This is a genomic window from Planococcus sp. TJ-301, from assembly GCF_058268475.1.
Window position 1 is genome coordinate 151,514 of record NZ_JBZDOH010000003.1, and the last position, 14,500, is coordinate 166,013.

Annotated in this window: 15 protein-coding genes; 3 read left to right on the forward strand and 12 right to left on the reverse strand. The window is 45.4% G+C overall.

Features of this window, described 5'->3' with window-relative positions:
• Window positions 1-128: 128 nt before the first annotated feature.
• The 5 genes from tatC to AC4EHJ_RS13635 form a co-directional block, all read right to left on the reverse strand.
• Entirely contained in the window at window positions 129-995 is an 867-nt protein-coding gene (gene tatC, locus AC4EHJ_RS13615; protein WP_490976169.1) for a twin-arginine translocase subunit TatC, read from the reverse strand.
• A gap of 10 nt (window positions 996-1,005) precedes the next feature.
• A complete protein-coding gene (gene tatA, locus AC4EHJ_RS13620) occupies window positions 1,006-1,212 on the reverse strand; it encodes a twin-arginine translocase TatA/TatE family subunit (protein ID WP_490976170.1) in 207 nt (68 codons plus the stop codon).
• A 19-nt stretch (window positions 1,213-1,231) separates the two neighbouring features.
• Window positions 1,232-2,941: a GMC family oxidoreductase gene (locus AC4EHJ_RS13625; RefSeq protein ID WP_490976171.1), complete on the reverse strand. Its 1,710-nt coding sequence runs from the start codon at window positions 2,939-2,941 to the stop codon at window positions 1,232-1,234.
• Window positions 2,942-2,959: 18 nt separating this feature from the next.
• Window positions 2,960-3,706, reverse strand: coding sequence for a gluconate 2-dehydrogenase subunit 3 family protein (locus AC4EHJ_RS13630; protein WP_490976172.1), 747 nt, complete (start codon window positions 3,704-3,706; stop codon window positions 2,960-2,962).
• Between the two features lie 239 nt (window positions 3,707-3,945).
• Window positions 3,946-4,566, reverse strand: coding sequence for a 3D domain-containing protein (locus tag AC4EHJ_RS13635; RefSeq protein ID WP_490976173.1), 621 nt, complete (start codon window positions 4,564-4,566; stop codon window positions 3,946-3,948).
• A gap of 378 nt (window positions 4,567-4,944) precedes the next feature.
• On the opposite strand from AC4EHJ_RS13635, the gene AC4EHJ_RS13640 reads away from it, so the two are divergent.
• Window positions 4,945-6,444 (forward strand): BCCT family transporter, encoded by a 1,500-nt coding sequence (locus AC4EHJ_RS13640; RefSeq protein WP_490976174.1) that lies wholly within the window; start codon window positions 4,945-4,947, stop codon window positions 6,442-6,444.
• Window positions 6,445-6,473: 29 nt separating this feature from the next.
• Here the strand turns inward: AC4EHJ_RS13640 and AC4EHJ_RS13645 are convergent, their stop codons facing one another.
• Window positions 6,474-7,463, reverse strand: a complete 990-nt coding sequence (locus tag AC4EHJ_RS13645) for an NAD(P)/FAD-dependent oxidoreductase (RefSeq protein WP_490976175.1) — start codon at window positions 7,461-7,463, stop codon at window positions 6,474-6,476.
• A gap of 420 nt (window positions 7,464-7,883) precedes the next feature.
• On the opposite strand from AC4EHJ_RS13645, the gene AC4EHJ_RS13650 reads away from it, so the two are divergent.
• Entirely contained in the window at window positions 7,884-8,324 is a 441-nt protein-coding gene (locus AC4EHJ_RS13650; RefSeq protein ID WP_490976176.1) for a peptidylprolyl isomerase, read from the forward strand.
• Window positions 8,325-8,377: 53 nt separating this feature from the next.
• Here the strand turns inward: AC4EHJ_RS13650 and AC4EHJ_RS13655 are convergent, their stop codons facing one another.
• From AC4EHJ_RS13655 to AC4EHJ_RS13680, 6 genes are all read right to left on the reverse strand, one after another.
• The gene (locus AC4EHJ_RS13655) at window positions 8,378-9,187 is read right to left on the reverse strand and encodes a transporter substrate-binding domain-containing protein (RefSeq protein WP_490976177.1); all 810 of its coding nucleotides are present in this window, start codon (window positions 9,185-9,187) and stop codon (window positions 8,378-8,380) included.
• 236 nt (window positions 9,188-9,423) lie between these two features.
• Window positions 9,424-10,152 (reverse strand): amino acid ABC transporter ATP-binding protein, encoded by a 729-nt coding sequence (locus AC4EHJ_RS13660; RefSeq protein ID WP_490976178.1) that lies wholly within the window; start codon window positions 10,150-10,152, stop codon window positions 9,424-9,426.
• Window positions 10,149-10,793, reverse strand: a complete 645-nt coding sequence (locus AC4EHJ_RS13665) for an amino acid ABC transporter permease (protein WP_490976179.1) — start codon at window positions 10,791-10,793, stop codon at window positions 10,149-10,151. The genes AC4EHJ_RS13660 and AC4EHJ_RS13665 overlap by 4 nt, the downstream gene beginning before the upstream one ends.
• A gap of 156 nt (window positions 10,794-10,949) precedes the next feature.
• Complete coding sequence (locus AC4EHJ_RS13670) at window positions 10,950-11,735, reverse strand: transporter substrate-binding domain-containing protein (RefSeq protein WP_490976180.1); 786 nt, start codon at window positions 11,733-11,735, stop codon at window positions 10,950-10,952.
• A 108-nt stretch (window positions 11,736-11,843) separates the two neighbouring features.
• Complete coding sequence (locus AC4EHJ_RS13675; RefSeq protein WP_490976181.1) at window positions 11,844-12,944, reverse strand: AI-2E family transporter; 1,101 nt, start codon at window positions 12,942-12,944, stop codon at window positions 11,844-11,846.
• 160 nt (window positions 12,945-13,104) lie between these two features.
• Window positions 13,105-13,386, reverse strand: a complete 282-nt coding sequence (locus AC4EHJ_RS13680; protein WP_490976182.1) for a hypothetical protein — start codon at window positions 13,384-13,386, stop codon at window positions 13,105-13,107.
• 169 nt (window positions 13,387-13,555) lie between these two features.
• Between AC4EHJ_RS13680 and AC4EHJ_RS13685 the strand changes: the two genes are divergently transcribed.
• The gene (locus AC4EHJ_RS13685) at window positions 13,556-14,416 is read left to right on the forward strand and encodes a glycerophosphodiester phosphodiesterase family protein (protein WP_490976183.1); all 861 of its coding nucleotides are present in this window, start codon (window positions 13,556-13,558) and stop codon (window positions 14,414-14,416) included.
• Window positions 14,417-14,500: the final 84 nt, after the last annotated feature.

Sequence of the window (14,500 nt, forward strand, 5' to 3'; positions counted from 1 at the left end):
AAAATAATCGATGGGCGCCACTATAATATCAGAATTTTCTTGTTTTTCACCTTTTGTTCAAACTAAGTAAATCCCATACAAAAAACCTGCACAAAATTTTCTGTGCAGGCCCATGTTCATACAACGGATTAAACGGCGGAAGATTCCACGTTCGCCTTGCGCCCTTCCATTTTCCGAACGATGTAAATGCTCGTTTCGTATAGCACCGCCATTGGAATGAGCACCAAAAGCTGGCTGATAAAGTCCGGCGGCGTAATCAATGCTGAAACGATCGCCAGGACCAGATACGACCATCTCCTTACTTTTTTCATTGATTCTGACGTCAGCAACCCGATCGATGACAGGAACAACGCCACAATCGGCATTTCAAACAACAGGCCCAGCGGGATTGTTGTCATGATCAGGAAATGGATGTATTCGCTCGCTGAAATCATCACCGCAAAATTGGCTGCGCCGAGGCCGACCAAAAATTGATAGCTCAGCGGGTTGACGATAAAATAACCGAATCCAACTCCCAGTATAAAAAGCAATAACATTGCCGGAGAATACAGGCCGATGAATTTCGATTCTTCTTCTTTCAATCCGGGTTTGACAAACTGCCATAAGAAATGGCAAAGGAATGGAAGCGACAAGCCGAGTGCCAGCGTCAAAGAAATCGATGTATAGAACTTGATGACTTCAAGCGGACCCAGAATGACGAGGTCATGCCCTTTTACCACATAAGGAAACCAGAAATTCAACGTCGAGAAAACGACGATCAGGAAGAAGCCGAAAACCAGCAGGCTTTTGATCAGCTGTTTTCGCAAATCGCCCAAATGGTCAATCAGCGACTCTACATGGTCTTCTTGTGGAGGCGGTTCTGAAGTCGGCGGTTTCTGCGGCGGCTCATTGGAAAGCTGTTGGACGGTCGGCATCTCTTGTTCATGAGGCTTCTCAAGTTCCACATTCTTTTTCGACAACGGACTGATTAATTTGCGTTCTCCATACGGATCCATTTAACCACCTTCATAAGTTTTCGGATTTTTGCTCTTCTTTCTTCGCTACAGGCTCTTCGTCATCATCCATCAGCCCTTTAGTGGAGCGTTTGAATTCCGAAAAAGTCTTGCCGACAGCTCCGCCAATTTCCGGCAGCTTTTTCGGCCCAAATAAAATAAGGACAATGACCAGAATAATGATCAATCCTGGTACCCCAATTGAAGATAATCCACCCATATTGCTTTTCCTCCTTCATTTAAACGAGAGATCCCCCGTTTTTACTGTAATTGATGATTCCTTCTGCACAACGGTATGCCAATGCTCCGACAGTGCCTGTCGGGTTATAGCCGCCGTTATGCGCAAAATTCCCAGCACCGACAACAAATAAATTCTCCATGTCCCAATGCTGCAAATAGTTATTGACGACGCTGTTCGCCGGATCGGCTCCCATAATCGTGCCTCCGGTATTATGCGTTGTCTGGTAAGGAATAATATCGTAATCCGATATCGGATTGCCGCCTGCCACTGTTTTCGCGCCCATTTCCTGCATAATTTCGGTCGCTTTTTCCGTTAAATAGGAATGCAGTGCACGATCCTGGTCGGTGAAATTATAAGTCATCTGCAGCAACGGAACTCCGTAGATATCTTTATAAGTGCCATCTAGAGCCAAGTAATTCTCTTTATGCGGCATCGAAGCACCTTGTCCGCCTACCCCCAATGTCCGCGTGAAATTTTCGATGGAAGCTTTTTTGAATTCCGCTCCCCACGAAGGCGTGTCTGGCGGAAGCGGGTTGAAGAGAATCGGCCGGCTTCCAGTCTGAGTAATGGATAAACTGGCGCCGTGGATGAAATCCAAATCACTGTGATCGAAGTTGTCTCCGTTAAAATCATCGACGGTCATACCGAGCGCGCCCGCCCCCATGAACGTGTTCATCTGTTCATCAAAAAATCCACTCGCTCCTGGAAGAATCTGATAAGCGTAGTTTTTTCCGAGCGTCCCTCTCCCGGTGGCGGGGTCGTATTGCTCGCCAATTTGCGAGACCATCAGCAATTTGGCATTGTTGAGCATGTAGCTGGTTAACACGACCACTTCCGCCGGTTGGATGAATTCCTCAAAAGTGATGGTATCAATATAACGGACCCCCGTGACTTTATCGCCTTCTTTCATGACCTCTACAACATTCGCGTTGAACTTGATTTCATAATTTCCCGTTTCGCGCGCCGCAGGCACAACTGTGATTTCAGGTGAAGACTTGGCCCCGTATTCACAGCCGAATCGTTCGCAGAAACCGCAGTATTGGCAGGCATTAATCTGTTGTCCATCCGGATTTTCGTACGCCTCTGAAAGGTTGGCTGACGGAATCATGAATGGCGAGTATCCAAGATTCGTTGACGCTGTCTCAAACTTTTTCAGAATTGGTGTCTTTTTCATCGGCGGCGTCGGGTATTCGCTGGAACGCTTGCCCCAAAATGGATTTTTGTCCTCACCCGATATGCCAGCCGTTTTTTCAAAGCGATCAAAATAAGGTTCTAGTTCATCGTAAGTGATGCCCCAATCCTGCAAAAGGTAGTCAGCTGATAGTTTATTGCCATATTTTTGCTCGGTCATCGTCTTGATCTGGAAATCATAAGGCAGAAAACGCCAATTTTGCCCATTCCAATGGGTTCCTGCACCGCCAAGCCCCTCGCCCAGCAGGAAAGACCCCATCTGCCGCATCGGAAGCGCGCGCTGGTTGCGGTTGTTGCGGAACGTGACAGTTTCTTTTGATAGATCCTGCATCAGTTCATAGCGCACAGCATAGCGAAATTCATCGTGAACAATTGAAAAGTCTTCTGTGCTACGTTCTTTTCCGCGTTCAAGGCCTACTACTTTCAAGCCTTCCTTGGTGCATTCTGCAGCGATGATGCCGCCTGTCCAACCCACGCCAACTGTGACCACATCGACTTTATCCAAAGTTGTGACCATTGCAGTCCCCCCTTTAACTTAATTTTTCATCCCCAGTGAATGGGGTTCGATCTCGACGAAATCTTCGCTTTCAATATCATCGATATAGGCTGCCTGATGTCCCGGGAACCCTTTCATCTTCCAGCCTTCCATATTCTGATTCCCACCATAGATAGGGTCGGCATAAGCTCCTTCGAGCGTTGCCATCCGCAAGAGGCGGAAAAAGAACAGCGCGGAGACGCCGCTCATTTGAATCTCATCTTCCTGGAATGCCGTCAAGATTTCATCCATTTGCCCGGCTTCTATGTCCACGAAGTTGGCATTGAAACGCGATTGCGCCTCTTGTTGCATAATTTGCAAGCCTTGGCGGAACATTTCGTTCCGTTTCAGCCGGCTTTGATAGCCCTGGGTCATTTCGCCTTCCAGAAATGGCCCTTGCATGTATTCCTTGGAGTTTTCTCCGTACGCCCCGGCAAGCTGGCGATCGATAAAATATGGAACACCTAAGCCAATTGCGCCTGGACCTAAATCATCTTCCGGAAAAATACGTTCTGTCGCTTGCGCAAGGATTTGAAATTCCGTGTCATTCTTGAAGAACATCAACCCCCTTACGCCGCCCGCAGCCCCGCCTTCACCTGTCACTGGCGCTTGTCCCGGGGCGGCGGTGTCATTGACGTTCGCGCCAATCAGCCCTCCGATTATGCCGCCGCCGATCAAAGCGCCGGCTGCAATGCCAGAAGTCTTTAAAAAGTCACGCCTAGAATAGTTCTTTTGTTCTTTTGCCATTTCCAGACCCCCTTATCGATTGTAGATATACTATTCAGAATATTGCTTATTTAACCATATGTAAAGCATTAACCGGAATTAACATAAATTATTTGATATCTATATTAAAAAAATACCCCTTCACGCACTGCGATTCCGAAAGCAGATTTTCATCTAGCTTTCCGATGCGGTTCGTAAGGGGTATTTTTTGCATATAAAAAGCCAAGGGAAGATTCACCTCGGCTGTATAGCTATAAATATTAGTCTAGAACTTTGATTGTGATGTTTTTACGGCCCCAATCAAGTGCTGCGCTTTGAGATGGAATGAATACATCAATCTTATTGCCTTTAATCGCGCCGCCTGTGTCGCCTGCAATAGCAGTTCCGTATCCTTCAACCCAAACTTTAGAGCCTAGTGGGATAACAGTCGGGTCTACGGCAATCACTTTTTGGTTCGGATTAGAACGCAAGTCTTGCCCTGTAGCAGTTGTTCCTGAGCATCCTGCGCAATATGCAGTGTAAGCCGTAGCTGAAACTGTCATTTCTTTGCCGGCTTGCTGAGTTGCTGGAGCAGGTGCTGCTTGTGCTGCTGCCGGTGCAGATGCTTGCACTGGAGCTTTAGCTGGTGCTGCTGCTGGTGCAGATGCTTGTTTAGGCGCTGCATTACCCGCTTCTAATGTGAAATCTTGTCCTGGGAAGATTAAATCGGAAGACAGTCCGTTCCAACCCATTAATTGATCAACTGTTACGTTATTTTTCTGTGAGATACCCCAAAGAGTATCACCTGACTCTACTGTATACGATGAATGAGCGCTAGCTGTGCTTGCTGCGCCTACACTTAATACTGCGATTGCAGTTAGTGTAACGATTTGCTTCTTCATAAAATGAAATTCCTCCTTTTCACTAACAAATAGCATCATAACACCTGAGCATTTCAGAACGATGACAGAACGTCGGATATAAAATATCAATTGCGTTACGTAAAAGTGATATATATTACAGTCTGTAATGAAGCAGAAAATTCATTTTAGATAAAATATAGTTTAGGGGATGTAAGAGAGGGAACAATCTAATGTTTAAGATATTTATATGGATTGAACTAAAGATGGAACTTAGTGAACATCGATTTGGGCACGGCTCCGCTGGGTAAGTACTTGAAGAAATAAAAAAGCTTATTGGTGTCTGCTATTTTTACTCCGCATCCATAACCAAAATCTTTAGTTCAACTTATATACTTCAAGAATAAAGGGGGAAGAAAAATGAAAAAAGTGACAATCGTTTTCTGGGTTTCCCTTGCGCTTTGTCTAAGCTTTGTAGTTTGGGGGTTTATCACGCCTGAGGGCTTTAATGAAACAACTGGAAATCTGACAGCTGCTATTTCCGAAACGTTCGGCTGGTATTACCTGGTCACCGTGTTCCTAATATTGGCGTTCTGCATTTATATGATTTTTTCCCGCTACGCGAACATCAAGCTTGGCAAACCGGATGAGGAGCCTGAGTTTTCTTTGCCATCTTGGTTCGCCATGCTGTTCAGCGCGGGCATGGGAATGGGATTGGTGTTCTGGACTACTGCAGAGCCTATATCCCACGCTTTCATTAGCGCCCCGCGCTCTGAAGTCGGATCGCCAGAAGCCGTTTCAGAAGCGCTTCAGTTCTCTTTCTTCCACTGGGGCATCCACGCCTGGGCAGTATACGGAATCGTGGCATTGGTACTCGCCTATTTCAAATTCCACAATGGCGCTCCGGGGTTGATCAGCGCGACGTTGACACCTTTGTTCGGACACAAAGCGATGGCTGGCATCCCTGGCAAACTAGTGGATATCTTGGCGGTCTTTGCGACAGTCATTGGCGTCGCTTCTACGCTTGGGTTCGGGACAGCCCAATTGAATGAAGGCCTGTCGTTCCTTTTCGGTACGCCGAACACATTCGCTTTCCAGCTTCTCATCCTGGGAGTCTCGACAATCCTATTCATCGGATCCGCGTGGTCCGGAATCGGACGCGGCATCAAATACTTGAGTAACATTAATATGGTGCTGGCCATCATCCTGCTATTGCTGATGCTGTTTGCCGGACCGACCCTTTATATTCTCAACTCGTTCACAGCCGCACTCGGCGGCTACATGACCAATTTCTTCGACATGAGTTTCAACATAGAGCCAAACAATGAAGAAAGACGCGGATGGGTTAACGCCTGGACGGTCTTCTACTGGGCGTGGTGGATTTCATGGGCGCCATTTGTCGGCATTTTCATCGCCCGCATTTCTAGAGGACGCACCATCAAAGAATTCATGGTCGGCGTGCTGTTCGTGCCGTCGTTGGTCTGCTTTATCTTTTTCGCAGTATTCGGCGTATCGGCATTGAACCTTGAAGAAAATAATATTGCCAAAATTTCCGAGTACAGCCTTGAAACAGCGACATTCGGCATGCTACAGCATTATCCGCTTGGTACATTGATGGCGTTCATCACCTTATTCGTCATCGCCATCTTCTTCATTACTTCGGCAGATTCTGCTACATTCGTGCTCGGCATGCAGACAACCGGCGGCATGCTGAATCCGCCTAACCTTGTTAAAATCACATGGGGCCTCATCCAAGCGGCTGTTGCCGCAATCGTCCTTTACACAGGCGGTACGCAAGGATTGCAAAACGCTTTGATCATTGCGGCCCTGCCCTTCTCGATTGTCATCTTACTGATGGGCGCTTCATTCTTTAAAGTCATCCAAAAGGATCCGCTCATCAAAAAACGCAAACGGACATAAAAAAATCAGCCATCGCGGCTGATTTTTTTTTATTTAAATACGCTTGTGCTGTGGAGAGGCTGGATTTTCGATTTCGGATCCAGGTAGGCTTTCGCGTTGTTGATAGCTGTCGGCGCTTCTCCGAACCCTACTGCGATCAATTTCACTTTACCTTCATACGTGGCAATATCGCCGGCTGCATAAATTCCTGGAATACTCGTCTCCATTTTCGAATTTACTACGACAGAGTTCTTCTCCATCTCCATGCCCCATTCCTTGATTGGGCCGAGGGATGTAATATTGCCGTAATTGACGATAACATGATCAGCTTCGATGCGCTCTTCGTTGCCTTCTTTGTCGACAAGGACAAGTTCACGGAGATGGCCATTTTCGCCAACCAATTCTTTTACGCCATACGGTTTTTTGACTTCCACTTTGGAAGCGAGCAATGTGTCGATATTCGCTTCATGGGCAGTCATCTTTTCCCGTCGGTGGCTTAATGTAACATGTGACGCTACATCTTCCAGCATCATTGCCCAGTCGACCGCAGAATCGCCGCCGCCCAGAACTACGACTTTCTTGCCGCTGAACAATGTCAGATCTTTGACTCCGTAATGAAGGGTTTTTCCTTCAAAAGGTTCTGAACCATCCACGCCAATCTTGCGCGGCTGGAAAGCTCCGACTCCGGCAGTCAGCAATACTGCTTTTGTAAAATGGACATCTTTATCGGTCGAGATTTCAAAATAATCTTCTTCCAGACGTTCGACAGTGGAAACTGTCTCTTCCAGACAAATTGTAGGATCGCCATAATTCGCCTGGACCACCAAGCTATCCACAAGATCCTTGGCCAATACTTTCGGAAACCCGCCAACATCATAGATAAATTTATCAGGATACAGCTCTGTCAGCTGCCCGCCAAGCTGAGGTAAACTATCAATGATCTTCACTTTCATTTTGCGCATGCCGCCGTAAAAGGAAGCAAACAATCCGGTCGGACCGCCGCCGATAATCGTAATATCAAAAATTTCGCGTTCTGCCATGTATAACACTCCTAATCTGCTCAATAATTATATCCTATCATATTATGCCCTATTTCACGCAATCAGACTAATGATTGAAATTATGGCGATATGCGGATTTTATCACCAGCATTCCTGCTGTTTTTTCCTTATACTGGCCAATAATATGCTCGGCTCTGGCCGCGTTATACAACTCAATTAGCTTGCATCAAACAAGCAACATGCCGTGCCGGAAGAAATTGTGGAGAAAAGCGCGGCGAACCGGAGGAATTTGCAAAAGCGGTAGTTTTTCCCGCCTCTTCCGCATACACTTGCCTGACAGGCCAATCTCTCCTTATTGACGACAGCATGCTGAAATCCCTGAAATAGCCATATGATTATACAGACAGGAGAAAAATCGATATACTTGGGAATGTACAAATTGAAAAGGAGATGTTGTAAATGACGAAAAAAGGACATATCCACATGGAAAATGGCGAAGTAATCGAATTCGAACTTTTCCCGAACGAAGCACCAAACACAGTTAAAAACTTCGAGGATCTTGCAAACTCTGGTTTTTATAACGACGTAACTTTCCACCGCGTAATTCCTGGTTTCGTTTCCCAAGGCGGAGACCCTACTGGAACTGGCGCAGGCGGCAGCGGCAAGAACATCAAATGTGAAACTGAAGGAAACTCGCATAAGCACCAAGCAGGCAGCCTTTCAATGGCACATGCTGGTAAAGATACAGGTTCAAGCCAATTCTTCATCGTCCATGCACCACAACCGCATTTGGACGGAGTCCATACTGTTTTTGGCCAAGTGACTTCAGGCCTTGAAACAGCAAAAGCAATGAAAAACGGCGCTAAAATGACGAAAGTCCACGTCTTCGACGAAGAATAAAACAGGAAACCCGGTTTGGATATAAATCCAAACCGGGTTTTTTTGATCGCTCTTCACTTTTCTAAGTTCTTGATATATTTATTCACAATATCGTCGTACGTGCCGTCATCTTTCAATTGCTGCAGGCCTTCATTAATTTGTTCCAGCAGTTCGCCATTTTGCCCTTTTAAGACTGCAATGCCGTACTTTTCATCGTTCAAGCGTTCTCCGACCGTTTTCAGTTCAAGATCCCGTTTGGAAATTGCATAAGCAATCACAGGGTAATCTTCTACAAAAGCATCTGCATTCCCGTTTGCCAATTCCAGGAACATTGAAGGACTATCCTCAAAATAAGAAATTCGATAGCCGTACTTCTCACGGTTTTCACCAACAAATTTTGACCCAGTCGTCCCGCTCTTAACAGCAATGGTTTTCCCATCCAAATCTTCCAATGTTTCAATTTCGCTATTGTCCTGAGCCGTAACCAACGTTAATCCTGCATCAAAATAAGGCTCCGAGAAATCCAGAATCTCTTTTCGTTCGTCCGTAATGCTCATCCCTGCGATTGCCAAATCAATCGTGCCTTCTTCCATTGCCGGAATGATTCCTACAAAATCCATCGGACGGAATTGAATTTCAAACCCCTGGCTTTCCGCAATCGCTTTAATCAATTCGATGTCAATCCCTTGGTATTCCCCGCCAACTTGAAATTCGAAAGGCGGATAACTGGTATCAATGCCTACTGTATATACTCCTTGTTCTGCACTTCCGCTTTCTCCCTCACCTTCTCCTCCTTCTTCTTCAGATTCTCCGTTCTGCTGTGCGCACGCTCCTACGATAAGAATCAGTGTAAAAAAAAGCAGTAAAAAACTGATCTTTTTCATTTTTCTCACCTCTCATCGTACCATTATGTACCTTCTAAATTTAACACATTTATCTGATAATTAACACTTTTTTGATTAATTTACCTGGAAATTTATACTTGTGAAGCATGATGCATTATACGCTTTATTGTCAGTCAAATACGCTCTGTTTACGGATAAATACGCCCTATAAGAGCGAAAATACGCTTTTTGCGCTTTCCCAAATAAAAAAAGCATGCCCATGTTTGGGCATGCTTTTACAATACTTTGCTTAGGAACGCTTTAGTGCGTTCGTGTTGCGGGTTGCCGAACAATTCTGCTGGCACGTTCTCTTCCACGATATAGCCGCCGTCAATGAACATGACGCGATCGCCCACTTCACGGGCAAAACCCATTTCGTGCGTGACAATGACCATCGTCATCCCTTCGACCGCCAGTTGCTTCATAACGTCGAGGACATCGCCGACCATTTCCGGGTCAAGCGCCGATGTTGGTTCGTCAAAAAGCATTATTTTAGGGTCCATCGCAAGTGCGCGGGCAATTGCAACGCGCTGCTTTTGGCCGCCTGACAATTCGCCCGGGTAGGCATTCGCTTTTTCACGTAAACCGACTTTATCGAGTAGCTCATATGCTTTTTCGGTAATGGCTTTTTTGTCGTTTTTCTTCAGTTTCATCGGTGCGAGTGTAATATTTTCCAATACGCTCTTATGCGGGAACAAGTTGAATTGCTGGAACACCATGCCCACATCCTGCCGGACTTTATTGATGTCCACTTTCGGATCGGTAATATCGGTTCCTTCGATATAGACATGCCCGCCAGTAATTTCTTCAAGCCGGTTCAGACAGCGGAGAAACGTACTTTTTCCGGAGCCGGAAGGACCGATGACGCAGACCACTTCTTTTTCTTCAATCACTGTGCTCATGTCTTTCAGCACTTCAATTTTTCCGAAGGATTTTTTTAAGTTTTCCACTCTGATCATAGTCATCGCAATACAAACTTCCTTTCTGCAAAGCTTGCCAACATTGAGAGCAAGTAAATGACAATGAAGTAAATGACTCCAAGGGTCAAGTAAATCGTAAAGGCTTCAAAAGTCTGGCTTGCTTGAATGCGCCCTTCCTGCGTCAAATCGGCGATGCCGATAACCGACAGCAATGAGGTGTCCTTCAATGAAATGATTGCCTGGTTTGTAATGGTCGGCAGCATCCGGCGGAAAGCCTGCGGCAAGATGATGTAACGCATATTTTGAGTAGCGTTCAATCCAAGCGAGCGCGCTGCTTCTGTCTGCCCTCTGTCAATAGACTGGATGCCGGCACGGATAATTTCCGAGAAATAAGCACCAGCGTTGATGGCCACTGTGACAATCCCGGCCGTTGTATTGTCCATCGAGAAAAAGCCAAGTGAATTGAGACCAAAATAAATGAAGAATAACTGGACGATAAACGGCGTTCCACGTATCGCATCAACGAAGAACTTCGCAATCCAGTTTAGGATTTTGAACGGGGCCAAGCGAAGCAAAGCCACGATTAATCCAATAATAAAACCAAGAATGATTGCAATTATGAAAATATACAGCGTAACTTGCAATCCTTCCATCAAATACGGCATGGCATTCCTAATCGTATCCATTTCCACGTCTCCTTTATATACAGAGAAACTTTAATCGGCAGAAAGTAGATTCACCTCTGCAGATTTCCAGCTAATCCAATCAAATCTTGGCAACAGTTCGCCAATAAAACCGGATAAAAAAATGCAGCGCGCTGCTGCGCGCCACATGTAACCCATTTATTCGGCGATGTATTTATTAAGAATTTCATCGTATTCTCCGCTGTCGCGAAGTTCTTTAAGACCCGTATTGATTTTTTCAAGCAAATCAGCGTTTTCGCCTTTCAATACAGCAATTCCGTATTGATCGCCTGTCAAACGTTCTCCGGCAGTTTTAAGGTCTAAACCGCTTTCAGAAATCGCATAAGCGATAACCGGGTAATCTTCAAGAAGTACATCGGCATTGCCGTTTGAAACTTCTTGGAACATCGATGGACTGTCTTCGAATTGAGCTACAGTGTAGCCATATTTCGATTCGTTGTCCATAGCGAATTTAGAGCCTGTCGTACCGCTCTTCACCGCTACCGTTTTGCCTTCTAAATCTTCCAAAGACGTAATGTCGTTATTGTCTTTGCTGACTACCAATGACAATCCTGCGTCAAAGTATGGATCCGAGAAATCCACTACTTTTTTACGCTCATCCGTGATGCTCATGCCGGCAATCGCCACATCCAATTGGTTTGCTTGAAGAGCCGGGATGATGCCGCCGAAATCCATTGGTTCGAACTGGATTGCAAATCCTTGGCTTTCCGAGATGGCCTTAATCAAATCAATATCAATCCCCGTGTATTCTCCGCCTTCTTCAAATTCAAAAGGTGGATATGTTGTATCGATCCCTACTTTATAAGTCTTTTCTTCACTTGAGCCTTCCCCGCCGCCTGAGCCTTCAGATGAATCGTCTGAGCCGCAAGCTGCTATAACAAGCATCGTTGCCAGAAGAACAAGCAGTAAACTAAACTTCTTCATGTTGTTGGTGCCCCCTTTGTCTCATTTATTAAAATACTAGATGTAGTATATCATAAAGTCTTTCTTATCAGAACCTTCCAAAGAAATTAAACAATGCTATTTTTTTCCCTACTCGTTCCCTGCTACTTTCTGCGAGATTGCACGCTTTCTCCGCAGACGGTTGAACAGGCGGAAATTATGAACGAGCGTTTTCAAAACGGCGTACAGCGGAATTGCGATGAGGATGCCGATAAAACCATAAAGCGCCGCGGCAATAAGCAGCAAGAGAATAATGGTCAGCGGATGGATGTTCAGCCGGCTGCCCATGATGTTAGGCGTGATTAAGTTTCCTTCAATTTGCTGCACAGCAAGCAGGACCAAGATTACCTTGAATGCTGTGATTAATGGATCGCCGCTCATTAATGCGACAAACAGTGCCGGCACAACTCCAATGATCGGACCAAGAAACGGAACGATCGTCAGAAGCATTGCAAAAACCGCCAGCAACAGCGCATAATCCAGATCGATGATCAAATAACCGATGAACATGAGCGTACCGACTGCCGCCGCGACAATCGCCTGGCTCACAATGTAATTCGACAAAGTTTCATCCATATCCCGCAAAACTTTGCGCCCTTCCGGCTTATGGTCTTCTGACACGTATTTCATCAAATGCGGCACAAGCTTGTCATCGTCTTTCAATAGAAAGAATAAGATGAATGGCACCACAATCAGGACGATTGCAGCATTCATCAAAACGGTCAAGACATCCATAGCATTTTTCATTAAATTATCGGAATACTTTTCAGCGTAACCGAGCACGTTGCTTTTCAGCTCATACCCTGTAAAGCCTAAAAATTCGAAGTTGGATACTGCGTTGTCGGATTCCTCCGTCATTTCTTCAACTGTTTCCGGTGCGAGCTCTGCCAAGCTTGCCACTTGTTCTTTGATGGTTGGACCAAAAAAATACAAGACTGCAGATGTGATTAAAATGAATAGCGAAAATACCGTAATAATGGCTGCAATCTTAGGGATAAAACGCATCAATAAATGTAAAAAAGGGCGGATCAGGTAATACAGCAGCCCAGCGATAAGAATCGGGGCAAAAATAGTGGTAAGCACCACTTGGAATGGCCAAATAGCGTAGTCGATTTTTCCAAGGAAAAAAAGGATGACGACCACCAGCAATGTGCCAGTGGCATATTCAAAAAAAGGTTTCTTAATCCACATGCTTTCTGTTCCTCTCCCTCTAGCAACTTTTCCGCAGTACAGCGAATCGGTAAATATACTTTCTTTCCCATAATAGCATTGCTGCGGCTTCGGCGAATGCCTAAAAAAGAACATAAAAAAGAGCGAAAGCTTTACGTTTCCGCTTTCGCTCTTTGCGTTGTCATTTGTCTTCTTCTAACTCTTTCATTTCACGGTGAGTTTGAGGGAAAGCATTTGCCTGCCATTCTTCACGGTAAGCCGAATCCAATTGCGAAAGCCCTTTTTCAGCCGGGTCTGTATCGGCTATGACACTTTCGCGCTTATCAACTTCTGAACTATTTCTCATATCGATATCTTTTGGCACATTCAATTTATTTCGTTCCTGAAGTGCTCTAAAAGCGAAAATGCCGGCTCCGGCCGCAAGTGCGCTTCCAATAACTGAATTCAATGTTGATTTTCTCATAATAAATCCCTCCAAATAAAATGCTAAATAACGTTTCTTCTTGTTTGTATACCCTGAAAACAACTTTTTAACTGTTTTTGCGGAAGAAAAATTTTGGGGGCACATGGAGCGTACTTAGCAGCCAGCAGGGGGTATACTAATTTTAGATAAAAAAAAGGAGGGAAAATGCGTGAGCGAGTCGTTAAGATTTACCGATTACAATCAATTTCTTTATGCTCTTTATCATAAAAAGCACCCTTTCTTTGCGACTGCCCACCGCGGCATGTGGGGAAAAGCGCCAGAGAATTCGTTAATTGCTTTCGCCAACTGCATCCAGCACCATGTCTATTTGATCGAAATGGATCTGCAGCAGACAAAAGACGGACATGTGGTGATTATGCATGACGACACAGTCGACCGCACCACAAATGGCACCGGCAAGATTGCGGACCTCACTTTAACCGAAGCCCGCCAATTGCGTTTGAAAGAAGGAGCCGGGGGCAAGCATGCCGCGCTCACGGAATGCCAAATTCCGACCATTTATGAAGTGCTGTCACTCGTGAAAGGCAAAGCGATGATTAACGCAGACAAGTCTTGGGATGACCGTTTTGAACTTTACGAGGCGCTTGAACAGACGGATGCATTCGATCATGTGCTCCTTAAAAGCAGGCAGCCGGTCGATGAAGTCCTTGAGTTTTTCCATTCTTGTGAGAAAGCGGTGCATTATATGCACATCATCACTAACGAAAACCTTGATCAGCTGGATGAGCTATTTGAACGCTTTCCGCCCGTGGCCATCGAAATCCTTTTTCAACACGATTCGGATGTGGTGCTTTCTGAACCTGTCCTGTCAAAAATGAGAAACCGCGCTAATCTATGGGTCAACTCATTGGACGATGGCGAGAATGCTGGCCATAACGACGCCTTGTCATTGATAGATCCCGAGCGTGGGTGGGGATGGCTTTTAGACCGCGGCATTAATATGATCCAGACCGATTACCCTGAAAAAGCGCTCGCGTACGCGCAGCATCGATTGACCGGCAAAAGCTGATTCCAGCTTTTCCCTATCTTTTATTGAGCATTTATTAAATGTCAAATAATTATCAATAAATACATTTTAACGTTATAAATTTTC